Source organism: Campylobacter concisus (assembly GCF_003048905.1).
Taxonomy (GTDB): Bacteria; Campylobacterota; Campylobacteria; order Campylobacterales; family Campylobacteraceae; genus Campylobacter_A; species Campylobacter_A concisus_V.
The window spans coordinates 158,890-183,583 of the sequence record NZ_PIRO01000002.1 but is presented as its reverse complement, the minus strand read 5'-3'; the positions used below and the strand labels follow the sequence as shown (position 1 = coordinate 183,583).

Genomic DNA, 24,694 nt, shown 5'->3' with positions numbered 1-24,694 from the left:
GTTGAAATTTGGCTTGATTTTATCTAAAAAGAGATGAATTTTACTTGATTTACTCGCAAATTATAATATTTTCGCCAAGCAGTGCAGCGCTATCAATAAGAGCAAAAAGCTGCTCTTTTTCAAACAAAAATCCATAAATTTGATTTTCGTTTTTTAGTATCGCTAGCTTAAGTGGCTCTACAAGCGAGCTTGCGCAAAGGTTTAAAAAAGCTTCATCAATATAATTTTGTGAAATTTGGGGCTTATTTTTGAAATTTTCATCTTTTATAAAAGAGAGAAATTCCTCGTGCGAGGTAGATTTATTAAATTTAAAAATTAATTTTTCTTTTAAGGCCTCAGCCAAAATTTCATCAAATTTAACTAGGTCTATGTGATCTTTTACGCCTAAAATTTTGGCAAAATTTAGCAAGTTTTTATCATAACTGGCCACATTTTTCTCATGCTCGCTTTGTGCCTTTTTGGCCCTATAAATGGCATAAAAGCCAATAATTATAAACAAAAGTGAAAGGGTAAAAACTTCGCTCAAAAACTCACTCATCATCATCCTTATAAAATGCAAACTTCGGTCTTAAGCTCTACGCCAAATTTCTCTAAAACTCTAGCCTTTGCCAAATTTATAAGGCTAGTGGCATCCTTAAAGCTTGCGTGGTTAAAATTTATCAAAAAATTTGCGTGCTCCTCGCTAAATTTCGCTCCGCCGATAGCGTATCCTTTTAGCCCAACCGCCTCAAGTAGCGCCCCTGCAAAGTGCCCCTCTGGATTTACAAAGCAGCTGCCAAAGCTAGCCCCTTTTGGTTGATTTGCCCTCTTGGCACTTATAGCTTCAGATATGCTTGCGTCAAAGCCACTTTGAAGTTTAAATTTAGCTCCCAAAATAGCCTCATCTATGCCGCTGTGGCGGTAGCTAAAGCTTATCTCCTCTTTGCTCACCCAGCCACGAGCCAGACGTACATGCGTGAGATTGTCGCTTATGCTAAATTTAAGCAGTCCAGCGTTCATTTTTATAAGTCCGCCAAGCGTGCCTGGGATATTTTTTAAAAACTCAAGGTGAGCGATGTTGTTTTGTTTTGAGAAGTTATAAATTTTGGCAGATTTTGTCGCAGCACCTATCTCAAGATAAATTTTATCGCCTAAGCGTTCTAAATTTATATAGTCAAAACTCTTGCCAAGCATCGCCATTTTTGGGGGATTTGGCGAGATGAGTAGGTTGTTACCTCCGCCTATCATCACAGCGCCTAAAAAGTGAGGCGAATTTAGATCATCAAGACTATCAACCTCGAAAATTTCATGCACGCCGCCTATCTTAACTGAGGTAAATTTAGAAAAATCAACAAGCCTCGTCACTGGATAAATTCCGGTATAAAATCAAGCATGCGAGTGGTAAATTCAACCATCATCGAGATCATCCAAGGCATCAAAAATATGATGACAACGACAACTAGCAAAATTTTTGGCACGAAGCTTAGCGTAGTTTCGTTTATCTGTGTGGTCGCTTGAAAGATGGAGATGATAAGACCTGCTATTAGTCCGCTTAGCAGCATCGGAAGGCTGATATAAAGGGCGATCTTAAAGGTTTCAACTCCAAGCGAGACAAGCGTACTTTGCATCAGCTAAACCTTACTTCGTTGTATTCAGTTGGAATTAAATAGTCGTTTACGTCGATTGGCTTTTCGAAAAAGCCTTTGTCATAGCCTATTTGATAGAGCTTATTTAGCGCTTTTAGCTGCGTTTCGTTCATGCTTATTGACTCGTCATTTGCGTATAAATTTAGATACGCTTTAAGATCCTCTTTGCCAACTCTGATGAGGTTTCGCTCCATTAGCATGTGAGATAAAAATGGCTTGTGCGAAGTGGCGATCCTAACGGCCTCGCTAAGCACTCTCTCGCACTCGATCGCGTCGGTTATCGGCAGACTTCGTCTAAGCGCCATACCGCCAAGTGGAAGCGGTAAATTTTCGCCGTTTAGCTCGCTCCAGATGTCCCAAATTTCGCGCTCTACGCAGAGCTCATCGGAGAAATTTAAGATGCTTTCATGTATAAGCACGCCAGCATCGACTTCGCCGCTAAGCACGGCATTTTCGATCTCTAAGAAATTTTTATAAACAATCCTTGCCTCTGGGTAGGCTATGCGAAAGAGCAGGGCGTTTGTCGTGTTTTTACCAGATAGTGCGACTTTGAAATTTCGCTTTAGCTGTTTATCTTTTAGCTTGATAAGCTTTGGGCCATATCCGTTGCCAAAGCTCACCGCACAGCGTAAAAGTGCAAATTCATCGCAAATTTTAGGATAGAGCGCAAAGCTGATCGCCGTTGCCTCGTAAGTGCCTTTTAATGCCTCTTCGTTTAGCGTTTCGATATCAAGCGCCTTTGATGTAAAGGCTAAATTTTTACTGCTAACCCAGCCAAATTTGACCGCAGCATACATGAAAATATCGTCAGCGTCCGGCGAGTGAGCGACGTTTATAGTTTTTAGATTATGCAAAGATGATCCTTTTTTTGGTTACGCCATTTTAATGAAATTTATTTAAAATAAAGTTTTAAGGGCGGTTTTGAAACGATTTTACCAGCTTTGCCTCTTTGAAATTTAGCACGTATTTCACGTCTATGGCGTCTTTAGCCCCTTTTCTTCGAGCTTGGAGCGTTGAGTAAAATGGATGCTTAAGTTCAAGCATCTTAATCAATTTTTGATCGCTATCTTCTTTTTTTATATTTTCAACGATTATTGTCGTTATAAATTTGCCCTCAATCTCGTAAAATGGCCACACTATTACGCCTGCATCGCTTGTTTTAAAGTCCGTAATTTTAGAATTTTTAGGGATATTTAGCATGGAGATGATCTTTTTGCGTGTGCTGTCCGCGTTTTGAACCGAGATCACCTTTACAAGCAGGTCTTTTTTGACGCCAAGTCCATTTTTGCTAAAGCGATAAACTCCGTCTTCAAGGATGCCAATCTTTTCAAAGGCATTAGCGTAGTTTGCGGCAGTGCAAGTAGTCAGCAAAAGTGACAGAAATATTAAAATTTTTATAAATTTCATCTTTTCTCTTAAAATTTCACTCTCTTTAGCTTATCTGAAGCGAAATTTTTCCTGCCAAATTTAGCCTCATCTTTGCCGTTTAGCTCGACTAGATCGCCAGTAAAGCCACAAATATCATTTTTAACAAGATAACTTCCAACGCCATAAGTATCAACCGGCGTGTTATAAGCTTCAAATTCTTTTATAATTTTAGGGCTAAAACCTGAGCTAACTACGATTTTAACGTATTTAAAGCCAGCTTTATCAAGCGCCTCTCTTAGAGCAAATATAAGCTCCTTGCAAACGCCATGTGGGTCAAATTTGCTCGTATCTTTGTCCTCAAAATATTTATCTATCAAATTTTTACTAGTATCAACCCTAACCGCGCCAAGCCTCTCTTTTAGGGCATTTGCAGCCTTTAATGCATCTGTGATCACGTCGTTATTATAGTCCACTAAGGCCGTGATCTTCTCATTTTCAAAGGTCTTAGCATAAATTTCTGAGGCTTTTACTATATCCCCGCCGCACATTTGAATAAGCGCATGAGGCATGGTGCCACCACCTTTTAGCCCAGTAAGCTCGCCCTGAGCGTCTGTGGCGACCTTTTTGATGCCGCCGATAAATGAAGCATAGCCGTCACCTGGTTGCGTGCAGATGTCATCTTGCCTGTCTGCCATGCTGAAAACGTCCTTGCCATTTGCCGCTCTTATCACATCTCTTGAGTTTGTCGCCACGCAGCTTCTTCTAGTAAGCGTCGCGTCGATCACATTTTCTAAAAAACCAAAATTTTCATACTTGCCGCTTATCTTTAAAACTGGCTCGTTTACGTTTATGATATCGCCATCATTAAGCGCATAAATTTCAAGCTCGCTTGGGTCTTTGGCAAATTTATTGATGATGGCTAAAACTTCGTCAATGCCACAAAGCACGATATCATCACGTCTTTGGAAAAACTGCATCGTCACGTGCTGATCTGGCAAATTTTGCTTAATTATCTCATTTACTTTTAGAAAATATTTTGCGGTGAAGTAGCCCTCGCCGATCCTTGGATCTAGCTTAAAGGTCTTGTCTGTTAGCCTATCTATCTTGCCTTGTATCTTTAGCTCAAGTTCGTTCATGTCTGTCCTTTTTTATCGTGATTATAGCATTTTGGTAGAAAAGTGAAAATTATAAAAATATATTTTAAGAATGTATAAGAGTATATTTTATAAAATCTTGAAATTTTACTTTTAAAGGAAAAATATGAAAAAGTTCTTACTTTTAATGGTTGCAATTTTTGCATTTGGCAATGAAAATTTGCTAGTAAGTGCGGGTGGCGGATATAAAAAGATAGTCGAAGCAGTCGCGCAAAATCTCAAAAAAGATGGCGTAAATATCGACACTTCTTTTGCAAATATCACAGCTATCATGGCTCAGGCAAAAGAGGGCAAAACTGACGTGATCGTGGGCGATGAAGACTTTTTGAAAAAGTCTGATCTAAAGATCGCTGAATACGTAAATTTAGGCTCAGGTGCTTTGGTACTAGCTACTAAAAAAGGTGTGAAAATAGAAAAAGTTGATGAGCTAAAAGCTCTTTCTAAGATCGCTATGCCAGATGCTGTAAAGACAGTTTATGGCAAAAGAGCGAATGAATTTATGCAAAAAGCAAATTTAAGCAGCGAGCTAAAGGATAAAATTTTAGCAGTTGCAGGCGTACCACAAGTCGTTACTTATATATTAAACGGCGAAGTTGATGCTGGATTCATCAACCAAACTGAACTAAATGCACACAAAGACGAATTTGGTAGTTTTATCTTGATAGACAAATCGCTTTACGCTCCAGCAAACATCGTAGCTGCAAAGCTTGAAGAATGCGACAAAAAGGCTGATTGTGAGAAATTTTTAAATGAGCTAAAAAGCGAGAGATCAAAAGAAATTTACACTAAATTTGGCATAAGATAAGGCGAAATTTGCAAGAGCTCTCTTGGCTTTTTGATCCGCTATTTTTAAGCATAAAGGTCGTTTTGTGCCAAGGGGCTTTACTTATCATTTTTGGGCTGGCTTTAGCCTATTATTTAGCTTTTGGAAAGGCTAAATTTAAAGCTATTTTAGAGATGATCGTAACTTTTCCACTCATCTTTCCGCCCATTGCTACTGGATTTTTACTGCTTTATCTGCTTGGCAAAAATGGTATCGTCGGCAAGGCTTTAAATTTAGAAATTATTTTTAGTTTTAAGGCTCTTGTGTTAGCTGCTTTTATAGCTTCGCTGCCGCTATTTGTAAAGCCTGTCGCTTCTGCTCTTGGCTCACTTTCAAAAAGCCTAAGTGAAGCAGCATATAGCCTTGGAAAAGATAAATTTCAAACAGCTATTTTTGTGCTCTTCCCATGTGTTGCAAAAAGCGTAGCAGCGGCTTTTATTCTAGCGATCTCGCGTGGGCTTGGCGAGGTTGGCATAATACTTATACTTGGTGGAAATATAATAGGAAAGACCGATACTATCTCGCTTGCCATTTATAATGCCGTATACGATGGTAAAAGCGATGAGGCACTGGTTTTAAGCCTTGTTTTGGTTGTATTAAGCTTTATTTTGTTTGGGATTATAAATTTGCTTGATAAAAGTAAAATTTAAAGTGAGTGGCGAGAGGATGAGAGAATCGAACTCCCCACCAGACGGTCAACCGCCCAGTCATCGGGTTTGAAGCCCGTGAGCATCACCAGATTACTTTATCCTCCGTGTGCGTTATTCTAGCAGATTTAGATAAATTTTAGCCCATTTTCTATAAACTTTTTGAAATTACAAAAGGATTTCTGATTTTAAAATTTAGCGTTTTTGCATTTTTGGCTCTATTTTTTTGCTCTTGTTCCTCGGTTCTTTCTCCAGCAACTGCGCCGCTAAATGTATATGATGCGTACTCTATTTCACGTGATAAAAGGGGTATTTACTCGATCACTCGTGACAAATTTATCCAAAGCAAACTACAAAGCAAAATTTTATTTTCAAAAGGTCTTAGTAATATTGATATCGAGATAGAGGTTTTTTATGGAGATGCTTATCTGATCGGACTTGTTGATAGTAAAGAGCTTGAAGATAAGCTAGTAGAACTAGCCAAAAGTACAGATGGCGTGCGAAAAATTTATACCTATCTTCGTATCAAAAAGCCAGAATATCCATGCGATAGTCTAAAAATTCTTGCAAACTTAAAGCAAAATCTTTTTAAAGATAGTATAGTTGAGGGCACAAATGTGCGAGTTAGTATCGTTGGCTGCGATGTCGTATTTAGCGGTGTAGTTGATAGTATTGAACAAGAAAAACATGCTATTTGGTACGCTAAGCACATTGACGGCGTGGCCGATGTCTACTCATTTATTAAAGTTATCAAATAAATTTAGCTTAAATATCACTCTTTTTTTACAAAACTTGCTATTAGGCTTGGTAAGATGATTAGCGCGCCAAGAAGCATAAATACCATAACAAGATCGGTTAGTAAGCCAAAATAGATAGTTGGGATAAAATTGCTAGTTATCATCACGCTAAAACCAAGAAAAATAGTGAAGGATGTGTAATACATCGCATATCCGATGCTTGCGTGCGCGACTTTAATGCTCTCAAAAACACTTTTTGTAAGCATTTCTTCTTTAAAGCGGTGTATGTAGTGAATGATATCATCAACGCCAATACCAATGCTAATGGCTGCGATCGTGATACTCATCACATCAAGCGGAATGCCAAAAAATCCCATCACACCAAAGAGTGTGCAAAGCGGGATTAAATTTGAAACTATCGCAATAGTTGCTAGCTTTACGCTTCTAAAAATAAAGCAAAATATGACAAAAAGTATAGCGACAGTTAGTCCAAAAGTATCAACTTGTGAGCTAAGTAAATTTTGAAGCATATTATTATAAAGCACCATCATGCCGGCCACTTCTATGCTTACATTGTCATTTTTAGTAAGCTGTGCCAGCCCTTCTCTAAGCTCCTTTAGAAATAAATTTCGTCTAAGCTCGGAGTCGCTATCAACGATCCTTATACTAAATCTAAGCTCGTCATCTTCAACGCTTACATAAGGACTTAATAAGATATTTTTATAGTTTTGTGGCAATTTCTCATACATCGCAGCTAATAAAAAATCATCACTCGCACCGTTATTTAGCTCTTTTATGGCTTTTATAAGGGTTGCTAGCGAGCTTACATGTCCGACAAATTTTTGTTCTTTTAAATAGTCGTGAATTTTCTCAGCAACCCTTGTGTGATAGCTATTAAACCAGTATTTTGCATCCTTGGCATTGTTTTCAAACTCATTTTCAAACTCATCTTGCTCGGTATTTTTATCTTGTTTTTGCTCTTTAAATTTCACTATCACATCAACTGGTATCGTGCCGCCAAGCTTGGTATCAATAACTTGCATTCCTTGGCGAATTTCTGTACTTTCTTTAAAGTAGCCAATGAAGCTATTTTCAACCTTTATCTTGCTGATACCATAAATGCCAAAACAGACAACTAGAGCGCAAACTACGTAGATAATCTTTCTTGAGTTTAGAGCTAAATTTGCGCAGTATTTTGTAAATTTAAAGCTATTTTCAAAGGTTCTAATGGGAGCTAATTTTTCTAAATTTACATTTATCGCGCCAAATAGCAAAAACGCAAGTACAAGCGAAACGCTAATGCCAGTGCTCATCATAATGCCAAGCATGATAACTGGCTTTATGTCAGCGCTCATAAGCGAGCTAAAGCCAATAACCGTGGTAAATATCGCCCAAAAAGATGGAGAGAATTTATCACGAAGCGTTAGATAAATTAGCTGATTTTGGCTATATTTTGGATGCTTTGCGTAAAATTCTCGGTAGCTAACGACAAGATGAATCACAGTTGAAATAGTAATGATGAGCTGAAGTGCGATGTAGTTTGAGCTAATGACCGTCACTTCCCAGTCAAATATACCAAAAATTCCGGTCGTAAAAATGGCACTTACGGCACATATAAACATCGGCAAAACAATCCATCTAACCTGCCTGAAAAATAGCCATAAACTAAAGCTAAGAAGAGCAAGTACGCTTAATCCATAGACCAAAAGATCGCTTTTTATAAAGCCTATCATATCATCGGCGATCATATTTGCACCGCCTAAGAATAGCTCGTCATTTGCGTTAAATTTAGCTATGGTTGCTTTTATAGCCTCAAGGTTTTCGTGATCGCTCTTTCTAAGCTCATCTCGGTAGGCTTTAAACTCATAGGCAAGAGCCTCTAGCTTAAGTCGCTCGGCTTGTGTGATAGTGCCGTTTGACTCTTTTTGGCTAAGTAAATTTCTTTCATTTACAAGCTCATTAAATTTCTCATCTTGTTTTAAATTTAGAGCAATTGCTGTGGTTTTTAGATCTTTGCTTATCAAATTTCCGCTGTAAATCGGACTTTTGGCAAACTCGAGCTTTGCTTTTGAAATATTTATATCTTTATCTTGCAGCGTTGGAGTATGATCTAAGATGCCAGTAATCCCGCCTTTTACACTATTTAAAAGCGGAATATTTATTATAGAGATGACGCTATTTACCATATCGTTTTTAGCTAGTTCATCGCCTAAATTTTTGATAAGTTCTAAATTTTTAGGTGAAAAAAGATCGTCTTTTGGGGTAAAAGCGACCACTAAAAATCCGGGTGAGTCGTAGCGTTTGGCTATCTCTCTATAAGCTTTTAAGTCAGGATCATGCTCAAGCAGTAGCGTTTCAGCTGATGCATCGACGCTAAGCTTGGTGCTAAGATAGCCAAAAACTACGCTTAAAGCTAAAATCAGAGCAATAATAAGCTTGTTTTTAGCAATGATAAATTTAAAAATTTGTCGCATTAAGGGTTTGTTTTATTTTGATCAGGCAAAACAGCTTCGTTTAGCTTTTGTAAAAGGGTATTAAAATCAGCGTTATTTAGCACATCTCCAAACTGACTTCTATAAGTTTGAATGATGCTTACACCAACGATATCAAGGTCATAAATGAGCCAGCCATGCTCTTTTGCGTCATAAAATTTATAGACAAATTCGTAGCTCTTTCCGTCATTTACAAGCTCAGATGTTAGCCAGTACCTATTTTTTTGTGGTTCACTCTCGCCAGTTATATGTATCTCTTGATCTTTATACCCTAAAAGTTTATCTATGTATGAGCTTTTTAGTTTTTGCTCAAATGCTGCGTCAAATTTGGCTTGCTCATCGCTGCTTAGGCTGTTGTAACGTTTGCCAAGGCTTATCTTTGCCATTTGTTTATAGTCAAAAAATGGATCAAGAAGAGCAAAAATTTCTTTTGTCTTTGTATTATTGTCTAAATTTGTATCTTTTAAAATTTCAATAACCTTTGTTGTTTTCATCTCTACTTCAGGCTTGATCTGCTCTTTCGAAATAGCAAAAAGGCTAGTTGTAAAAAGTAAAATCATAGTTAGAATTTTTAAAATTTTCATATTTACTCCTTGATAAGCTTGTCGCGTCTTTGCTCGTAAGCATCGCGTAAAAATGGATAAAGATCAATAGCATCTTTTCTTAGTTTTTCATAAGCAGTTGGATCTTGCGAAAAGCTATTAAACGCTCTATATGACTTGATACCAGTGGATAAAAGTATAGGATCAACGTAGCTAATAGGATCAGCAAAATAATCTCCGACCATGCCACCAGTATCTCTTAAATTTGATGGTCCAATAAGTGGCCAAACGATATGAAAACCACCGCCAAGCCCCCAATATCCAAGCGTTTGTCCGAAATCTTCATCGTGAGCTTTGAGATTGTAGTATTTTGCTCCGTCTGTTAGTCCGCCAAAACCTATTATCGTATTTGCTAAAAATCTTAATGTCTCTTCACCAGCATTTTGAAATTTAAACTGAAGTAAGTTGTTTACAAAGCGAACTGGGAAAAGCAGATTATCAAAGAAATTTGAAACCATTGTTCTAGCTGTTTTTGGCACAACATAGGCATAGCCTTTTGCCACCGGAGTTAGCATATTTACATAGATAAAGTCATTTGCATGTGTCATCATTCTATTGTAACCACTAAGCGGGTCAAAAACATCTTTTCTTGCTTCAAATTCAACATCAAATTCATCGCTTTCGCTATTTGCATTTATGTCTGTATTAGCACAGGCTAAAAGCAAACTAAAAAAGATAGAAAGCAAAAATTTCATACTAAGCCTTATTTTTATTTATAAAATGTAGCTCGATTTTATCTTTTAAAAACTTTACAAGAAATTAAGAGAAATTTATAAATTGGCTTAAATCTTTAAGCTTAAGGATTAATATAATTAGATATACTTCACAAATTATTTTCCAATATAGTAAAGGTAAAAATTTTGAAAGCAGATATAAATTTAGAACTATTTTTAGGCGAAGATACACAGGTTTTAGCTAAACATATTACATTATTAAAGGCCATAAAAGAGACAAAAAGTATCACAAAAGCAGCAGAATTGGTTGGCATATCATATAAAAATGCTTGGGACTGCCTTGATACGATAAATAACAAAAGTAGCAAGCCGCTTATTATTAGAGCTGATGGAAATAAAAAAAATAGTGGCTCCGAGCTAAGCGAGTATGCCAATAAACTGATAAAAATTTATGACACAATCCTTGAGACCCAAAAGGATTTTTTACAAAAAATTTGTCAAAAAGTAGATGTTGAGGATGTTGATATCATCAACCTTCAAAGAATGAACATGAACTTAAGTGCCAGAAATCAACTCTCATGTGAAATCACTGGCATAAACCGCGGTGCAGTAAATTCTCAAATAGTTGCAAAACTAAGCAATGGCTGTACGCTTGAGTCAAACATTACAGTCGAGAGTGAGAAAAATTTAGGACTAAAAGTTGGACAAAAAGTTATTTATATTTTTAAAGCTCCAGCTGTTATTTTGGCTAGGGATCTAGATATAAAAATAAGCACAAAAAATCAATTAAAAGGCGAAGTGATCGAAGCAAAGATAGGTGCTGTAAATGCTGAAATTACTTTAAAACTAAGCGATGAGCAGACTTTAACTGCCATCATCACAAAAGATAGTGCTATCCAGATGAAAATAGGTGTTGGCGATACACTTTTAGCAATAGTAAAATCATCTCAAATCATTATAGGAGTTTAAATGAGAAAAGTTTTTAAACTTTTATGTATGGCAGCTTTGCTTGCCATAAACGCATTTGGTGCTGAAGTAAATGTCTATGCTGCCGCAAATACAACATACGCATTTCCAGAGCTTATAAAAGAGTTTAATAAGCTTCATCCAGATGCTAAGATTAACCTAACTCTTGGTGCAAGCGGTGGTCTTGTTACGCAGATACAAAACTCGGCTCCAGCTGATATATTCATGGCTGCTGATATGGGCTTTGCGCAAAAAGCCTATGACACAGGGTTTGCAGTAGCTGCTCCAAAAATTTATGCACAAGGTGCTGTTGCTATTTTTTCTATTAGAGATGTTGATTTCAAAAAAGGTATCGAAGTTGTTCGTGGCTTAAAAGCGATCTCTATCGCAAATCCACAAACTGCACCATACGGCAAAGCTAGTATAGAAGCTCTTAAAAACGCAAAACTTTATGACGAAGTAGAAAAAAATATCGTTTATGCTCAAAAAATTTCTGAAACTCTATCTCAAGCATTAAGTGCTTCTGATGTAGGTTTTATCGCTGCTAGCGCACTTTTTGATGAGAAAATGTCAAAATACAAAGAGGGCGTTAATTACATCCTTGTTCCACAAGAGCTATACACTCCGATCGATCAAGGCATCGTACTCTTAAAACGTGCTGAAAATAATGCTGATGCGAAGGCATTTTATGAGTTTATCTTGGGTGATAAATCAAGAGAAATTTTTAAGAAATTTGGCTATAACGTTCCTGCTAAATGATAAAAGCAAAGATCGTTAGGATTTTAGCCAAAGATGATGTCAGCTTATTTGAGCTAAAGGGTCTAAATTTAGAGGCAAATTTATTTATGCTAGTCTTAAACGAGGCTAGTAAATTTGCCTTAAATGATGAGATTGGCTTAGGTTTTAAAAGCTCGGATGTCGTCTTGGCAAAAAATAAACTTGACACTAGCTCGCTTGAAAACGAGCTAAAGTGCGTGATTGAAGCTATAAATTTTGGTGAAATTTTAAGTGTTATTAGCTTAAAGTGTGGCGAAATTTACTTCGAAGCTATTATCTCAAATCACGCATTAAAAACCATGAACGTAGGTGAAAACGATGAAGTCTTTGCCTATATAAAATCTACTAGTATTCATATAAGTACTCAAAAATGATAGAAATTTTTTGCAAAAAAGAGCTAAATGGTGGCGACGGCAAATTTATGCTTGAGGCAGACCTTAGCTTTAAAAATGGCGATTTTGTCGCACTTTACGGAGCAAGCGGTGGCGGAAAGACTACTATTTTACGCTTGATCGCTGGTTTTGAAGCACCACAAAGTGGCTTCATAAGAGTTGGGGATAAAGTTTTCTTTGATGAAAAGACAAATTTGGCTCCACAAAAGCGAAATATCGGCTTTTTATTTCAAGACTACGCACTTTTTGAAAATATGAATGTCTTTAAAAATTTACTCTTTGCAAAAAATGATCTAAATCTGGCGAACAAGCTTCTTGATATTTGTGGCCTAACAAGTCTAAAAAATGCAAAAATTAGCACTCTTTCTGGCGGTCAAAAGCAACGTGTTGCTTTAGCTCGCGCGGTTATGAGAAAGCCTGAAATTTTACTACTTGATGAGCCGTTAAGTGCGCTTGATAATGCCATGCGTGAGAAACTTCAAGACTATTTACTAGCACTTCATGATGAGTTTAAGATGAGCATTATTTTAGTAAGCCATGATATCGCTGAAATTTATAAGCTTTGCAATAAAGTCTTTGTCCTTGAAAATGGAAAAATTTCAAGATCAGGTAGCGCAAGTGAGATATTTTTAAAGAGTGCAGGATCGCAGAAATTTGCCTTTAACGCTAAAATTTTAGAGATAAAAAAACGTGATGCGATCTTCGTAGCAAATGTATTAATAAATCGCCAAATTTGTGAAGTGGTGCTAAGTAGTAGCGAGGCGATGAATCTAAAAGCAGGCGATATGGTGGTAGTTAGCACAAAAGCATTTAGCGTAAATTTGGAAAAAGCATGATAGACGAGTTAAAAAGTATCGATTACGAGCCATTTTGGCTATCACTAAAATTATCTTTCATAACAACTTTTATTTTATTTTTTGTCTGCATTGCACTTGCCTATTTTATGTCTCAAAAGAAATTTTTTGGCAAGTCGTTTTTAGAGTCGGTAATCTCACTGCCCTTGGTCTTGCCACCAAGTGTTCTTGGCTTTTATCTACTCATTTTTCTTTCGCCTTATTCTGCCTTTGGTAAATTTATCGAGGAAATTTTTGGAGTTAGGCTTGTTTTTAACTTCACAGGTCTTGTTGTGGCAAGTTGCATCTATTCATTGCCATTTATGTTTGGGCCGATTTATGCTGGGCTAAATAGCCTAAAAAAGAGCCTTTTTGAAGCAAGTTATAGCCTTGGTAAAAATAAGCTCACGACTATTTTTAGGGTGATTTTGCCAAGCATCAGATCAAATTTATTAACAGCTACTGTCGTTAGTTTTGCGCACACCATGGGCGAGTTTGGTGTTGTTTTAATGATAGGTGGTAGCGTAGCTGGAGAGAGTAAGGTTGCGAGCATTGCGATATTTGAAGCGGTTGAAATGCTTGATTACACCAAGGCTCATATCTATGCACTTTTGATGCTAATAATTAGCTTTTTTGTCCTTTTTGTAGTTTATCTTTTAAATTCTAAAAAAGCTTAAGACAAAGCTTATAAAGATATAATAGTAAAAATTTTAAAGGATGAGGTATGATAAAAGTGCCTACAAGTATATATTTAAATACCCTAGACGGTAAGGAATTTGATTTTTCCGCCTTTGCAAGGACGCATGACTGTGTTATTTTCATCTATCCAAAGATAGGCGAGGACTTTAGTCTTTTAAGTGAGCAATTGCAAAATACTGCAGGCATGAAGGGCTGCACTAAACAAGCGATAAACTACAAGAAATTTTTAAAAGATTTTAACGACCTTGGTTTCATGGTAGTGGCCATTAGCTCACAAGATATCGCAGCTCAAAAGAAATTTCAAGAAGAGACTTCAACTGGAGTCATGTTTTTAAATGATAGTGAGTTTATGCTTGAGAGGGCGCTTGAACTTCCAGTTTTTTCTGCATCAAATGGACATAAATTTTACTTTAGGCAAACACTTATCATTAAAGATGGCAAGATAAGGCGCGCATATATAGTAGATGATCCTGAGAATGATGCTAAAAATATGCTAGAAAAAATCAAAGAAAAAGACTACTAGGAGCTAAAATGAGCCAAAATAGTAAAATCGAGAAGTCTTATGACGAGCTAACTTATAAATCAATAGCCTTTGCCCAATCGTCGCCATATAGGCTTGAAGCTTGTGCAACACTTCTTGGCATAACTCCACCGCCATGCGAAAATGCAAGAGTTTTAGAGATAGGATGTAGCTTTGGTGGAAATTTGATCCCATTTGCAGTAAATAACAAAAATGCAAAAGTAGTTGGCATAGATCTTAGTGGCGAGCAGATAAGGCGAGGGCAAGAGATCGTTAAAGAGATGGGGCTTACAAATTTAGAGCTTATACACGGTGATATTTGCGAATTTAAAAGCGATGAGAAATTTGACTATATCATTGCTCATGGTGTTTTTAGCTGGGTGCCTGACTTTGTAAAAGAAGCTATATTAAAAGTCGTAAGAGAGAATTTAAGTGCAAATGGCGTGGCGTTTATCTCTTATAATGTTTATCCTGGCTGGAAAGTAAAAGATATCGTAAGGGATATAATGCTACTTGCTGCAAAAGATAAAGAGAGCATGCAAGAGAGGCTAAAAGCAGCCAAAGAAGCACTTTTAGTCTATAAAGAATATTTACTAACAAGAGATGAAGAAATTTATGAGGGGAAAATACCCCTTAAGATGCTTCTTTTTGTAACTGAACATGTGCTCTCAAAAGATGACTTTTACATAGCTCATGAGTTTTTAGAATACACAAATGATCCATTTTATTTTAAAGATTTTAATGCCATGCTTGCCAAAAATGAGCTTACTTATCTTTGTGAGTATACGCTTGATGATATTTTTACCCCAGATGTTGGCACAGCCGTAGTAGATGAATACAAAAACAATAAATTTAAAGATAGGATCGATCTAGAGCAATTCATGGATATGATTAGCAACAAAGTCTTTAGACAAAGCCTAATAGTCCATAGCAAAACTTATGAGAGCATAGCAAATAAACAAATAGGCCCAAGCGATATTAATAAAATTCACGTTGTGGCAGATTTTATAAAGAAAGATAACCAGTGGCAAGATAGTTATGGCGCTATGCCACAAGATATATCATGGCTTTGCGAGGTCTTTTATAAGATGTATCCAGCCAGCATAAACCTTTCTCAGATTTTAGAAATTTTGCCAGAAGATAAGCTCATGGTTTATAGCGCCTTTGTAAGAATTTTAACAAACTCATCTGATGCAATGATTTTAAAAGATGAGCAAAAAAATATCGAGTATAGGTCCGGCTACTCAAGGCTTAGTCAAAATTTAATAAATTATGTAAGATATTTCTTAAATCATAAAAATAATGCCGATATTGTTTTTGCTAATAAATTTAGCATCTCAAGGAAGCTTAATAATATCGATTATTACATACTTTTATTGCTTGATGGTAAAAATAGCCTAGAAGATGTCGCAGCAAAAACCTTAAAATTTATCAAAGAGAACAACGAAGATATATTTGACATAAATGGCAAAGTGCTTAAAAAAGATAAAGTCGCAGCAAACATAATGAGTTACGTGCTAGGCACAGCAAAAATAGCTAGTATGCTTTATCTACTAGAAGAAATTTAAGGTTTAAGTTTTACTTTGCTTATATAGCTGTGTGATTTTATCTTTTAGATTTAGTGTATTTTTTGAGAGAGCTATGAAAAATGGGCTTTTTAAATCAGCAAGCTCATAGCTCATCTCTTTGCTGCTATTAGCGTCAAATACTTTTCCGCCACAAAAATTTACGAGCGCATCTCCTGCAGCATTGTCCCAAAGATAGCTTGGGGCAAATCTCAAATAAGCTCCACCAAATTCAACCAAACGGCAAAATTTTATAGCTGAGCCGATGCACCTTTGCTCAAAATTTAGGCTCTGTCCTATGAATTCTATCTCTTTGGCGTCGCCTCTTCTGCTTGAAAAGATTAGATTGTCTAAATTTTTATCTTTTTTGTTTAAATCAACTCTGCTTATGATTTCATCATTGTCATCTAAAATTTCTTTAAAAGCGCCATTTTCATCAGCATAAAAAAGCTCTTTGCTAACCGGGATAAATATCACGCCAAGCACCGGTCTAGCTTTTTTTATAAGCGCTATGCAAACGCAAAATTCGCCGTTTCTAGCTAGAAATTCTTTAGTGCCATCAAGTGGATCTACGAGCCAAAACTCATCTTTGTCGCTTTCTTGTAAGATGCTCTCTTCAGAGCAAATTTTTATCCCGCTCTTGCTTAGCTCTTTTAGTATCACTTCATTTGCAGCTAGATCAGCGCTAGTTAGTGGTGAGCTGTCATCTTTTAGGCAGACTTTAAGAGCCGTATTATCTGCAGAGTGAAATTTCATTATTTGCGCTCCAGCATTAACGGCTGCTTTTTTAGCTAAATTTAAAAGCTCGCTCATTTTGGTGTTCTGTTTGTCTCTCCAACATAAAGCTGTCTTGGACGGACGATCTTTATAGTGTCTTGCTCTTTTAGCTCGATCCACTGGCTGATCCAGCCTGGCGTCCTACCGATGACGAAGATGACGGCAAACATATTGTTTGGTATGCCAAGCGCTTTTAGGATGAGCCCTGAGTGAAAATCAACATTTGGATATAAATTTCTGCTCACAAAGTAGTCATCATTTAGCGCGATCTCCTCGATGCGGTTTGCGATCTTGATAAGCTCTGAGTTGATGCCTATCTCATCCATAAGCTGATCTCTCATTTTTTTGAGCACTTTTGCGCGAGGATCAAAATTTTTATAGACCCTGTGACCAAAGCCCATTAGTCTAAATGGATCATTTTTATCCTTTGCTCTAGCGATGTATCTATCGACATTTGCTACAGAGCCTATCTCTTCAAGCTGGCGGATGACACCCTCGTTCGCGCCGCCATGAGCCCAGCCCCAAAGTGCGCCGATGCCCGCACTTATACATGCGTATGGGTGAGCGTGCGTTGAGCCAACAGTCCTAACAGTCGTAGTTGAAGCATTTTGCTCGTGATCTGCGTGTAGCATAAAGACCGTATCAAGTGCCTTGATCTCGATTGGCTTAAGATCGACGTGCTCGTACGGATAGCCCCTCATCATGTAGAGGAAATTTTCAGTAAAGCCACGATCTAAATTTGGATATATGATAGGAAGTCCGCGTGAGTAGCGGTAGCTAAAGGCCGCGATCGTTGGAATTTTAGCGATTATACGCATAGCCATCTCGTGATACTCTTCAGGTTTATCCATATTTAAGTGATCTGAGTAAAAGGCACTTAGGGCTGAGACTGCTGCCTGCAAGATCGCCATAGGGTGAGCTTTGTCTGGGAATGCGTCAAATAGCTTCATCATGCCTTCATGTATAAAGCTTCTTTTTTTAAGCTCGGTTTTAAAATTTATATACTGATCATTTGTTGGAAGCTCTTTGTTTAAGAGTAAATATGCCACGTCTAAAAATGTCTTATTTTCGGCCAAATACGCGATATCATAACCTCTATACATTAGCTCGCCTTTTAAGCCGTCTATATAAGTTATCGCCGAGCGACACATCGCAGTTGAAGTATAACCTCTGTCAAAAGTAAACATTCCAGTATCACTAAAAAATGTCGAGATGTCTATCACATCAGGCCCCATAGTGCCTTTTAGTATAGGAAACTCGTAACTCTTGCCGGTTCTGTTATCAGTTAGCGTAGCTGTATTTGATGACATTTTTACTCCTTACTTCTTGATTGCATTAGAAATTTTATAATTATTGTCCCTATTATAGCTTGAGCTAGGCTTGCTAGGATAAAAGATGAGTAAGAATAGTCACTTATCTCACCTGATCTGTGTGCGATAGTAGCAACTGCTACTAGAAGTGTTAGTGGCATGGATTGTGAGAGGGAAAACAAAAATATCCCCTTAAATCCTAATTTTCCTACAAATAACACACTTGAGAAAAGCCTTGTGGCAAGCATCGCACAAAATATAAAAATAGCATCTTTTATCACTTCATTTGAGCTTAGGCTTGAGAGTTTAAAGGTTGAGCCTATGTGTATAAAAAATATCGGTACCAAAAATCCAAATCCAAAGCTTGAAAGCTTGTGCGGTAAGTCTTTTTTATGATCAAAAAATGTCGCTATAAACATACCTGCGATAAACGCGCCAAAGGCAACTTCTAAATTTAAATAAAGCATAAGCGCAATCATCGAAAAAAACACCGCAATGCTTAACCTAATATCTTTTTCGTCCTTATCGTAGTGTGGCATAAGGATCACTTTAAGCCCAGGATACCACCAAAAAAGCACATCTAAAATTTTAAAGCTAAGTATGCTGATAGCTAAAAATAAGATCAAATAGCCAATCGTTAGCCATAAATTTATACTAGCTCCAAACTGCAAATAGGCTGCTATAAATGTCAAAAGTGTAATGCTTATAAGCTCACCAATAGTTGCAATAAGCATGCTTAAATTTAGCCATTTTACATCTCTGCCATACTCTTTAAATAGCGTAAATATCATACCAACGGCCATTATCGGGATAATGATAATATAAAGCAAACTAAGATTAAAACTAAACGTAAGTGCAGTTGCTAGCGAGTAGATGAGGGCAAGATAGATAAGTCCTAGGCGCAAAATTTTGCGGTCAATGTTTATAAGCATTCTAAGATCGATCTCCATGCCAGCTAGAAACATCAAAAAGAAAAAGCCAACTTCGCTAATTAGCTTAAACATCTCATTTTCGCCGACAAGCCCGATGTAGCTAGCTAGTGCTCCAAGTATTATCTCAGCAGGAGCGACAGGAATGCGTAAAATTTTAGAAATATAAGGCGAAGCAAAGACGATAAATGCCAAAACGACAAGAATACTAAGCTCGCTAGCTTGATGTAACTGCAAAAAGATCCTTAAATTAAAAATGTTTGATTGTATAAAAAGCTTTGTTATTTTTTGATTAAGCTAAGCGATTTTTGGGCAAAATGGCGACAAATTTTTAAAAATTTGGAGTGCAAATTTATGCGTAAATTTCTATTTTTTGTCTTGATGTTTTTTGGAATTTTTGGCTTTGCAGATGAGCTAAGTTTGGTTCAAAGTTTTAAATTTGATGGAAGCGTTTTTTATAAGAAAAATACAGCCAAAGATGAGAGCTTTTACTTTTTAAAAAATGAAAATTTTGATGAGCATTTTGTAGGCTTTAGAGTGAAATTTGACAAAAATATAAAAAGTGAAAGTATGCTTGCTGAGCTAAAAAAGAATATAAAAGAGGCTAAAGAGGTGCTTTATAGTGAAGAGAATGATCAAATTTTAGCTCTTATAAAAGATGAAACTAGTAGTAAAAATATAGAAATAATCCACTTTTTACTTAGAAAAGATGGAGTCTTAATGCTTTCATATGAGAGAATTTATGATCCAAAAACTCTGGTAGATGGGCTTAAGCCTGTACTTTTAAGTGAAGCTAGAAATTTTATGCTTCAGATGCCAAAGGTAGAAGCTAGGTAAAAAGGTGCATATGGTAGTATTTTGCGCTACATACGGTTTTGTTAAATTTCATCAAATTTTAATAGCCAATTCTTGTGAGTGAATGAAATTTAAAATTTGCACATAGATGACGAAATTTACAAATTTGTTTTATCTAAAGGGGGACAAAGGGGCTTGAATTTTGCTTCGCAAGCTCGCAACTGCATGGCAGACACGAAGTCGCCTCCTTTATCCCACTTTATATCCCCCCAATCCCTTAACACGCTCAAAGTGCACGCAATAGTGCTGGCGCACTGAATGCGGTTAAAACTCTATCAAATTTTAAAATTTTATAAGCAAGTAATTTCGGCTCTAGTGGCAAGCTTTGTAAGACCCAAAATCAGTAGTCAATTCTTGCGAGTGAATGGAATTTTAAAATTTATAAATTAAGGTTTTTAGAAATTTAAAGTTTTGTTTCTTTGTTAAGGGGGAAGAGGCTTGAATTACGAAGTCGCTCCCTTCCCCCTTAACGATCCCCTAACCCCGACAACGTTAGAGGTGACATGCTCCAGTGCTAACACACTGCATGCGATTTGTTATCAGATAAATTTGAGTAAATTAAAGCGAGCATATCGCGGCTTTAAATTTAGTGGCGAGTGAGTGAAGCTTTAAAATTTAAAAATGGTATAGATAAAGTTATTTTGTTGCGTACCTTAAAAACCTCACAAATTCTTACCAAATAAAATGCCAAGATAGCTTGCAAGTAGGCAAAGGACAAGGTTTAAAAAGATATTTAAAAAGCCTTTTATCAGCTCGCCTTCTAGTAAAAATTTCACACTATCAAGGCTAAAGCTTGAAAATGTTGTAAATCCGCCAAGTATGCCAACGACCAAGAACACCCTCATGATTTGGCTTAAATTTAGACAAAACAAAACGCCGATAATGAAACTACCAAGCGTATTTACGCCAAGCGTGGCTATCGGAAAGTGACTAAATTTTAGCAGCTCACCGGCTAAAAACCTACATCCAGCTCCGATAAAGCCTCCAAGCCCTGCGAAAAGTAAATTTGTAAGCATTAATGGCAGATACTAGCGAAGTTAAAACCGCGCTTTGTAAGCTCCCCGATATCCTTGCTAGCTTTCTCGCCTTTTGCAGTGAGATAGTCGCCTATCACGATGGCATCGGCGCCATTTTCAAAGATCTCGTATTGTCTATCGCCTAAAATTTTCTCCCTACCACCAGCTATCATCACTCTAGTTTCTGGAAGAGTACTTTTAGTGTCACGTACGATCTTTAGGGCTTCATCCACACTAAGAGGAGGTAGATCAAGGCTTAGAGCTTCATTTTTTATGAAAAAATTTATCGGCGATGAAAATGGCTCAAGCTCTTTTAGACTAGCTCTAAAGCTTACTCTATCGGCCTCACTTTCGCCAACGCCATAAATTCCACCAGTGCAAAGCATGAGCCCAGCTCTTTTTGCATCTAAATTCGTCTGATATCTCTCATCCCAAGTGTGTGTTTTGCAAATTTTTGGGAAAAATTCTCGGCTTGTTTCAAGGTTGTGGTTGTAGCTAAAAACGCCAGCTTTTTTAAGCTCGCTAAGCTGCTCGTAAGTCGCCATGCCGTTACATGCGATGAGCATCAAATTTGGTACTTCTTTGCTCACGGCTCTTGCTAAAGATGCGATATAGTCGGTCTTTTTATTATTTAGCCTAGCACCACTTGTGACTAAACAAAATCCAAGAGCGTGGTTTTTATATGCCATTTTGGCCTCGTCCACCACCTGCTGCACGCTTTTTTCTTTAAATTTTGAGATATCGGCACCAGCTTTGGCACTTTGTGTGCAGTAAGCGCAGTCCTCGGCACAGTTTCCTTGAGTGACTGAGCATATCGCACAGAGCATAATTGTTTTCATTTTTCATCCTTTTTTGGGGTGTATTATAGCTTTGATAGGTTTAAAATTTAAGTAGGGTGATTTATGAATTTGCAAAAATAGTTTGATGAAATGTATAAATTTATTTTTATTCAAAGGGGGATAAAGGGGCTTGAGTTACGGTCTGCTTGCAGCTGCGAGCTAGCGAAGCAAAGCCGTCCCCTTATCCCCCTTTAAATCATCTAAGCCCTTCGCACGTTAGAAGTGCATGCTGTGGCGGCAAGCTAAAATGAGTGAAGGACTTTATAGATAAGATAGACGAGTAGTCCTTGCTTTTTATCCTAGTCGTTAATATCACAAGGCTAGTTGGCCTAGGCATCTGGCGTAAAAACTATAGGCTTCGATGCGGATAAATCTAGGCGAAAGTCCGTTTTTGCTGATCTCAAGACTCTTTAAATTTTATAAATTTGAAAGCGCAGAATAGTAATTTATCTTTTGAAAATTTTCCACAGCAAGGCTTTTGAGTCCGGAAAGTTTTGCGATTAGCGCTATGCTTTTTACGCTAGCTCCAGAGCCTACAAAAAAGGCTTTTTGGCTAGAAAGGCTTGCTGGCGCGTCAAGGTTCTCATACGAGCCTCATTTGATATGAAGGCTTTTTAAAATTCTTTGGCAACACACCGTATCAAAGAGCTTTTAAGGTATTTTTGTGCAAAAGCTAAGCTCTTCAAAAACGTTTTGTTCGTTTCTTAAAAAATTCACACCGCTCATCAAGTACGGCTCTTTTTTTATTTGAAGGTTTTGTACTACTGTGTGAAGCTGCCCTCTAACTGAGTGTAGTTGGTGACGAGGTTTTTGCCCTTTATGCTGGCTAAGCTTAGCGGTGGTGTCAGGCATTTAAATTCCAAATTTATAAAAGCCAAATTTAGGCTCAAGAGCTCAGATTTGGCTAGAAATTTTTAGTTTTCAGAGATAAGGGTCTTTTTCTTACATTTTGTGCACTCTATAAATGTACCTTTTTTAAGCTCTTTTTTGATCATGTCGCCACCACATTCGTCGCATTTTTGCTCAACTGGCTCGTAGTTTGAGATGAAGTCGCACTTTGGATAGTTGGCACAACCATAAAATTTACCACGCCTGCTAAATCTCTCCACGATCTCACCGCCACATTTCGGACATGGTACATCAAGCTTTTTAAGCTCACGTTTTGGCTTTGAAGTAGCAGAAGTGCTAGACTCGGCACTTTTCTCTTTATCTTTTGCGATATTTCTTGAATATTTGCATTTTGGAAAATTTGAACAAGCGATAAATTCTCCGTATCTGCCTTTTCTAAGCAGTAGCTCACTTCCGCAATCTGGGCACTTCTCGCCGATTGGAGTGGCTGTTTTTAGGCTTTTTATGCCAGTTTTTCCAGCACTAATTTTTTCCATAAATGGATAGTAAAAGTCGCTTAGCACCTTTTGCCAGTCAGCCTTATCAAGTGCGATCTCGTCGAGCTTTTCTTCGAGATGAGAGGTAAATTCGCTATCAACGATATTGCTAAAGTGCTTCTCTAAAACACCTATCATGCTAAATGCGATCTCGTTTGGTATGAGCTGCTTTTTCTCGACCCTCACGTAGTCTCTTGAGGTTAGTAGCGATATGGTCGGTGCGTAGGTGCTTGGGCGACCGATACCAAGGCTTTCAAGCTTTTTAACAAGGCCAGCTTCAGAGTACCTAGCTGGCGGCTCGGTGAAGTTTTGCGTGCTTTTTATGCTTTGCAAACTCATCTCATCGCCCTTTTTTAAATTTGGCAAAATTTTATCCTTATCAAGCTCGCCATAAACCTTGTAAAAGCCGTCAAATAGCACTTTTCTGCCACTTATCTTAAACTCGCTTTTTTCGCTTGCGACATAGACATTTTGCGTTTGGCTCACACATGCGCTCATTTGGCAGGCTAAAAATCTATTGTAGATGAGCGTGTAGAGTTTTAGTGCATCTTTTTCTAAAAATTTAGCCGCGATTTGCGGTGTGAAGTTTAAATTTGTAGGGCGGATCGCTTCGTGGGCTTCTTGCGCGCCTTTTGAGCTTGTCGTGTAGCTTATCGCTTTGGCTGGCAAATACTCTTTGCCGTAGTTTTGAAGGATGTGCTCTCTAGCGGCTGCGACGGCCTCTTTAGCTAAATTTAGGCTGTCTGTTCTCATGTAGGTGATCGCACCCATGAAGCCCTCGTTTGTTTGTACGCCTTCATAGAGGCTTTGTGCGATCATCATCGTCTTTTTAGGGCTAAAGCCAAGGCGGTTGCTCGCGCTTTGCTGAAGTGTTGATGTCATAAATGGCGGGCTTGGCTGGATCTTTCTATCCTTGCTCTCGATCTCTCGGACGCTAAATTTCTCATTTTGTAAATTTTCAATGATATATTTTGCGCGGTCTGGATTTTGGATAGTTAGTTTTTCGATCTTTTGGTTTTCAAATTTTACTAGCTCAGCGTCTAGGTCTTTTTTAAAAACGGTGTCAATGGTGTAGTATTCAATCGGTTTAAACGCCTGAATTTCACGCTCACGGTCAACTATTATCTTTAGCGCCGCACTTTGCACCCTGCCAGCGCTTAAGCCTTTTTGTATCTTTAAATTTAAAAGTGGGCTTAGCTTGTAGCCAACGATGCGGTCAAGCAAGCGCCTTGTTTGCTGGGCATTGACGCTATTCATATCGACGTGCCTTGGGCTTTTTAAAGCGTTTTGTATGGCGCTTTTGGTGATCTCATGAAAGACGATGCGAGGCAGGCTGGTTGGCTCCTTGCCGATGGCATTTGCGATGTGAAACGCGATCGCCTCACCCTCTCTATCCTCATCGGTTGCGAGATAAATTTCATCAGCACCTTTGGCGAGCTCTTTTATCTCTTTTACGATGGCGGAGTGATCGCTGCTGATGCGATACTCTGGGGTAAATTTATCATCTTCTATCTTGATACCAAAGCTTGTTTTTGGCAGATCTCTGATGTGGCCTTTTGAGGCGATGACGTTGTAGCTTTTGTCTAGGAAATTTTTGATAGTCTTTGCTTTTGCGGGAGATTCCACGATGATTAAGCTTTTCATTATATATAGCCTTTAATTTTTTTGGCGTAATTGTAGCAAAAATAATTTTTAAAGTATCAAGGCAT

28 protein-coding genes and 1 tRNA gene are annotated in these 24,694 nt (G+C 37.6%); 11 read left to right on the top strand and 18 right to left on the bottom strand.

Annotated elements, in window-relative coordinates; all coding sequences use genetic code 11:
- Positions 1 to 49 precede the first annotated feature (49 nt).
- The 6 genes from CVS95_RS07095 to CVS95_RS07070 all read right to left on the bottom strand — a co-directional run bounded on the left by CVS95_RS07095 (position 50) and on the right by CVS95_RS07070 (position 4,129).
- A complete protein-coding gene (locus tag CVS95_RS07095) occupies positions 50 to 538 on the bottom strand; it encodes an addiction module antitoxin (RefSeq protein WP_107696085.1) in 489 nt (162 codons plus the stop codon).
- Between the two features lie 8 nt (positions 539 to 546).
- A complete protein-coding gene (locus CVS95_RS07090) occupies positions 547 to 1,344 on the bottom strand; it encodes a UDP-N-acetylmuramate dehydrogenase (protein ID WP_107696084.1) in 798 nt (265 codons plus the stop codon).
- Complete coding sequence (fliQ, locus tag CVS95_RS07085; protein ID WP_223154231.1) at positions 1,341 to 1,610, bottom strand: flagellar biosynthesis protein FliQ; 270 nt, start codon at positions 1,608 to 1,610, stop codon at positions 1,341 to 1,343. Before fliQ ends, CVS95_RS07090 begins: the two co-directional genes overlap by 4 nt.
- Entirely contained in the window at positions 1,607 to 2,422 is an 816-nt protein-coding gene (locus CVS95_RS07080; RefSeq protein WP_234400045.1) for an MqnA/MqnD/SBP family protein, read from the bottom strand. The genes fliQ and CVS95_RS07080 overlap by 4 nt, the downstream gene beginning before the upstream one ends.
- 112 nt (positions 2,423 to 2,534) lie before the next feature.
- The gene (locus tag CVS95_RS07075; RefSeq protein ID WP_107696082.1) at positions 2,535 to 3,032 is read right to left on the bottom strand and encodes a chemotaxis protein; all 498 of its coding nucleotides are present in this window, start codon (positions 3,030 to 3,032) and stop codon (positions 2,535 to 2,537) included.
- Between the two features lie 8 nt (positions 3,033 to 3,040).
- Entirely contained in the window at positions 3,041 to 4,129 is a 1,089-nt protein-coding gene (locus CVS95_RS07070) for a nicotinate phosphoribosyltransferase (protein ID WP_107696081.1), read from the bottom strand.
- 124 nt (positions 4,130 to 4,253) lie between these two features.
- Between CVS95_RS07070 and modA (CVS95_RS07065) the strand changes: the two genes are divergently transcribed.
- Together modA (CVS95_RS07065) and CVS95_RS07060 are read left to right on the top strand one after the other, a co-directional pair.
- Positions 4,254 to 4,952 carry a molybdate ABC transporter substrate-binding protein gene (gene modA / locus CVS95_RS07065; protein WP_107696080.1) on the top strand — a complete coding sequence of 233 codons (699 nt, stop codon included), beginning with the start codon at positions 4,254 to 4,256 and terminating at the stop codon, positions 4,950 to 4,952.
- A gap of 8 nt (positions 4,953 to 4,960) precedes the next feature.
- Entirely contained in the window at positions 4,961 to 5,620 is a 660-nt protein-coding gene (locus CVS95_RS07060; protein ID WP_107696079.1) for a molybdate ABC transporter permease subunit, read from the top strand.
- Positions 5,621 to 5,626: 6 nt separating this feature from the next.
- Here CVS95_RS07060 and CVS95_RS09595 read toward each other — a convergent pair.
- Positions 5,627 to 5,724, bottom strand: a tRNA-Sec gene (locus tag CVS95_RS09595).
- Positions 5,725 to 5,799: 75 nt separating this feature from the next.
- Between CVS95_RS09595 and CVS95_RS07055 the strand changes: the two genes are divergently transcribed.
- Complete coding sequence (locus CVS95_RS07055) at positions 5,800 to 6,375, top strand: BON domain-containing protein (protein WP_087580773.1); 576 nt, start codon at positions 5,800 to 5,802, stop codon at positions 6,373 to 6,375.
- 14 nt (positions 6,376 to 6,389) lie between these two features.
- Here CVS95_RS07055 and CVS95_RS07050 read toward each other — a convergent pair whose 3' ends face one another.
- Genes CVS95_RS07050 through CVS95_RS07040 form a run of 3 tightly spaced genes read right to left on the bottom strand, consistent with a single transcriptional unit; the run spans position 6,390 to position 10,143 of the window.
- Entirely contained in the window at positions 6,390 to 8,828 is a 2,439-nt protein-coding gene (locus CVS95_RS07050; RefSeq protein WP_107696078.1) for an efflux RND transporter permease subunit, read from the bottom strand.
- Entirely contained in the window at positions 8,828 to 9,430 is a 603-nt protein-coding gene (locus CVS95_RS07045) for an ABC transporter substrate-binding protein (protein WP_107696077.1), read from the bottom strand. Before CVS95_RS07045 ends, CVS95_RS07050 begins: the two co-directional genes overlap by 1 nt.
- A gap of 2 nt (positions 9,431 to 9,432) precedes the next feature.
- On the bottom strand, positions 9,433 to 10,143 hold the full coding sequence (locus CVS95_RS07040) for a VacJ family lipoprotein (RefSeq protein ID WP_107696076.1): 711 nt from the start codon (positions 10,141 to 10,143) through the stop codon (positions 9,433 to 9,435).
- A 165-nt stretch (positions 10,144 to 10,308) separates the two neighbouring features.
- Here CVS95_RS07040 and CVS95_RS07035 point away from each other — a divergent pair, with 165 nt between their 5' ends.
- Genes CVS95_RS07035 through CVS95_RS07005 form a run of 7 tightly spaced genes read left to right on the top strand, consistent with a single transcriptional unit; the run spans position 10,309 to position 15,877 of the window.
- Positions 10,309 to 11,091: a TOBE domain-containing protein gene (locus CVS95_RS07035; RefSeq protein WP_107696075.1), complete on the top strand. Its 783-nt coding sequence runs from the start codon at positions 10,309 to 10,311 to the stop codon at positions 11,089 to 11,091.
- Positions 11,092 to 11,847 carry a molybdate ABC transporter substrate-binding protein gene (modA, locus tag CVS95_RS07030; protein WP_107696074.1) on the top strand — a complete coding sequence of 252 codons (756 nt, stop codon included), beginning with the start codon at positions 11,092 to 11,094 and terminating at the stop codon, positions 11,845 to 11,847.
- Positions 11,844 to 12,239 carry a TOBE domain-containing protein gene (locus CVS95_RS07025; RefSeq protein WP_107696073.1) on the top strand — a complete coding sequence of 132 codons (396 nt, stop codon included), beginning with the start codon at positions 11,844 to 11,846 and terminating at the stop codon, positions 12,237 to 12,239. Before modA (CVS95_RS07030) ends, CVS95_RS07025 begins: the two co-directional genes overlap by 4 nt.
- The gene (locus tag CVS95_RS07020) at positions 12,236 to 13,093 is read left to right on the top strand and encodes a sulfate/molybdate ABC transporter ATP-binding protein (RefSeq protein WP_107696072.1); all 858 of its coding nucleotides are present in this window, start codon (positions 12,236 to 12,238) and stop codon (positions 13,091 to 13,093) included. The genes CVS95_RS07025 and CVS95_RS07020 overlap by 4 nt, the downstream gene beginning before the upstream one ends.
- Positions 13,090 to 13,767, top strand: coding sequence for a molybdate ABC transporter permease subunit (gene modB / locus CVS95_RS07015; RefSeq protein WP_084109623.1), 678 nt, complete (start codon positions 13,090 to 13,092; stop codon positions 13,765 to 13,767). The genes CVS95_RS07020 and modB overlap by 4 nt, the downstream gene beginning before the upstream one ends.
- Before the next feature lie 47 nt (positions 13,768 to 13,814).
- Positions 13,815 to 14,312, top strand: a complete 498-nt coding sequence (locus CVS95_RS07010; RefSeq protein ID WP_107696071.1) for a redoxin family protein — start codon at positions 13,815 to 13,817, stop codon at positions 14,310 to 14,312.
- 8 nt (positions 14,313 to 14,320) lie between these two features.
- Positions 14,321 to 15,877, top strand: a complete 1,557-nt coding sequence (locus CVS95_RS07005) for a class I SAM-dependent methyltransferase (RefSeq protein ID WP_107696070.1) — start codon at positions 14,321 to 14,323, stop codon at positions 15,875 to 15,877.
- Between the two features lie 3 nt (positions 15,878 to 15,880).
- Here the strand turns inward: CVS95_RS07005 and CVS95_RS07000 are convergent, their stop codons facing one another.
- Genes CVS95_RS07000 through CVS95_RS06990 form a run of 3 tightly spaced genes read right to left on the bottom strand, consistent with a single transcriptional unit; the run spans position 15,881 to position 19,127 of the window.
- The gene (locus tag CVS95_RS07000; protein ID WP_107696069.1) at positions 15,881 to 16,687 is read right to left on the bottom strand and encodes a 3'(2'),5'-bisphosphate nucleotidase CysQ; all 807 of its coding nucleotides are present in this window, start codon (positions 16,685 to 16,687) and stop codon (positions 15,881 to 15,883) included.
- Positions 16,684 to 17,961 carry a citrate synthase gene (locus tag CVS95_RS06995; protein ID WP_084109619.1) on the bottom strand — a complete coding sequence of 426 codons (1,278 nt, stop codon included), beginning with the start codon at positions 17,959 to 17,961 and terminating at the stop codon, positions 16,684 to 16,686. Before CVS95_RS06995 ends, CVS95_RS07000 begins: the two co-directional genes overlap by 4 nt.
- Positions 17,962 to 17,963: 2 nt before the next feature.
- Entirely contained in the window at positions 17,964 to 19,127 is a 1,164-nt protein-coding gene (locus tag CVS95_RS06990) for a cation:proton antiporter (RefSeq protein WP_107696068.1), read from the bottom strand.
- Positions 19,128 to 19,244: 117 nt separating this feature from the next.
- Between CVS95_RS06990 and CVS95_RS06985 the strand changes: the two genes are divergently transcribed.
- A complete protein-coding gene (locus tag CVS95_RS06985; RefSeq protein WP_107696104.1) occupies positions 19,245 to 19,727 on the top strand; it encodes a hypothetical protein in 483 nt (160 codons plus the stop codon).
- Positions 19,728 to 20,407: 680 nt separating this feature from the next.
- Here the strand turns inward: CVS95_RS06985 and crcB are convergent.
- The 5 genes from crcB to topA form a co-directional block, all read right to left on the bottom strand.
- Positions 20,408 to 20,761, bottom strand: coding sequence for a fluoride efflux transporter CrcB (gene crcB, locus CVS95_RS06980; RefSeq protein ID WP_107696067.1), 354 nt, complete (start codon positions 20,759 to 20,761; stop codon positions 20,408 to 20,410).
- Complete coding sequence (locus CVS95_RS06975) at positions 20,761 to 21,600, bottom strand: biotin synthase (protein WP_107696066.1); 840 nt, start codon at positions 21,598 to 21,600, stop codon at positions 20,761 to 20,763. Before CVS95_RS06975 ends, crcB begins: the two co-directional genes overlap by 1 nt.
- Before the next feature lie 196 nt (positions 21,601 to 21,796).
- A complete protein-coding gene (locus CVS95_RS09800; RefSeq protein WP_234400044.1) occupies positions 21,797 to 21,937 on the bottom strand; it encodes a hypothetical protein in 141 nt (46 codons plus the stop codon).
- A gap of 314 nt (positions 21,938 to 22,251) precedes the next feature.
- Positions 22,252 to 22,452, bottom strand: coding sequence for a hypothetical protein (locus tag CVS95_RS09795; protein WP_234400043.1), 201 nt, complete (start codon positions 22,450 to 22,452; stop codon positions 22,252 to 22,254).
- A gap of 62 nt (positions 22,453 to 22,514) precedes the next feature.
- Positions 22,515 to 24,632, bottom strand: a complete 2,118-nt coding sequence (gene topA / locus CVS95_RS06965; protein ID WP_199906347.1) for a type I DNA topoisomerase — start codon at positions 24,630 to 24,632, stop codon at positions 22,515 to 22,517.
- Positions 24,633 to 24,694: the final 62 nt, after the last annotated feature.

What these genes read in the sequence shown, in the direction of transcription:
- CVS95_RS07005 (WP_107696070.1), top strand. Translation starts at nt 14,321, where the DNA reads ATGAGCCAAAATAGTAAAATCGAGAAGTCTTATGACGAGCTAACTTAT.
- CVS95_RS06995 (WP_084109619.1), bottom strand. Translation starts at nt 17,961, where the DNA reads ATGTCATCAAATACAGCTACGCTAACTGATAACAGAACCGGCAAGAGT.
- modA (WP_107696074.1), top strand. Translation starts at nt 11,092, where the DNA reads ATGAGAAAAGTTTTTAAACTTTTATGTATGGCAGCTTTGCTTGCCATA.
- CVS95_RS07050 (WP_107696078.1), bottom strand. Translation starts at nt 8,828, where the DNA reads ATGCGACAAATTTTTAAATTTATCATTGCTAAAAACAAGCTTATTATT.
- CVS95_RS07075 (WP_107696082.1), bottom strand. Translation starts at nt 3,032, where the DNA reads ATGAAATTTATAAAAATTTTAATATTTCTGTCACTTTTGCTGACTACT.
- CVS95_RS06985 (WP_107696104.1), top strand. Translation starts at nt 19,245, where the DNA reads ATGCGTAAATTTCTATTTTTTGTCTTGATGTTTTTTGGAATTTTTGGC.
- CVS95_RS07045 (WP_107696077.1), bottom strand. Translation starts at nt 9,430, where the DNA reads ATGAAAATTTTAAAAATTCTAACTATGATTTTACTTTTTACAACTAGC.
- CVS95_RS07070 (WP_107696081.1), bottom strand. Translation starts at nt 4,129, where the DNA reads ATGAACGAACTTGAGCTAAAGATACAAGGCAAGATAGATAGGCTAACA.
- CVS95_RS07080 (WP_234400045.1), bottom strand. Translation starts at nt 2,422, where the DNA reads ATGTATGCTGCGGTCAAATTTGGCTGGGTTAGCAGTAAAAATTTAGCC.
- CVS95_RS07020 (WP_107696072.1), top strand. Translation starts at nt 12,236, where the DNA reads ATGATAGAAATTTTTTGCAAAAAAGAGCTAAATGGTGGCGACGGCAAA.
- modB (WP_084109623.1), top strand. Translation starts at nt 13,090, where the DNA reads ATGATAGACGAGTTAAAAAGTATCGATTACGAGCCATTTTGGCTATCA.
- CVS95_RS06975 (WP_107696066.1), bottom strand. Translation starts at nt 21,600, where the DNA reads ATGAAAACAATTATGCTCTGTGCGATATGCTCAGTCACTCAAGGAAAC.
- CVS95_RS07095 (WP_107696085.1), bottom strand. Translation starts at nt 538, where the DNA reads ATGAGTGAGTTTTTGAGCGAAGTTTTTACCCTTTCACTTTTGTTTATA.
- CVS95_RS07010 (WP_107696071.1), top strand. Translation starts at nt 13,815, where the DNA reads ATGATAAAAGTGCCTACAAGTATATATTTAAATACCCTAGACGGTAAG.
- CVS95_RS09800 (WP_234400044.1), bottom strand. Translation starts at nt 21,937, where the DNA reads ATGCCTAGGCCAACTAGCCTTGTGATATTAACGACTAGGATAAAAAGC.
- modA (WP_107696080.1), top strand. Translation starts at nt 4,254, where the DNA reads ATGAAAAAGTTCTTACTTTTAATGGTTGCAATTTTTGCATTTGGCAAT.
- CVS95_RS07025 (WP_107696073.1), top strand. Translation starts at nt 11,844, where the DNA reads ATGATAAAAGCAAAGATCGTTAGGATTTTAGCCAAAGATGATGTCAGC.
- crcB (WP_107696067.1), bottom strand. Translation starts at nt 20,761, where the DNA reads ATGCTTACAAATTTACTTTTCGCAGGGCTTGGAGGCTTTATCGGAGCT.
- CVS95_RS07000 (WP_107696069.1), bottom strand. Translation starts at nt 16,687, where the DNA reads ATGAGCGAGCTTTTAAATTTAGCTAAAAAAGCAGCCGTTAATGCTGGA.
- CVS95_RS07040 (WP_107696076.1), bottom strand. Translation starts at nt 10,143, where the DNA reads ATGAAATTTTTGCTTTCTATCTTTTTTAGTTTGCTTTTAGCCTGTGCT.
- CVS95_RS09795 (WP_234400043.1), bottom strand. Translation starts at nt 22,452, where the DNA reads ATGCCTGACACCACCGCTAAGCTTAGCCAGCATAAAGGGCAAAAACCT.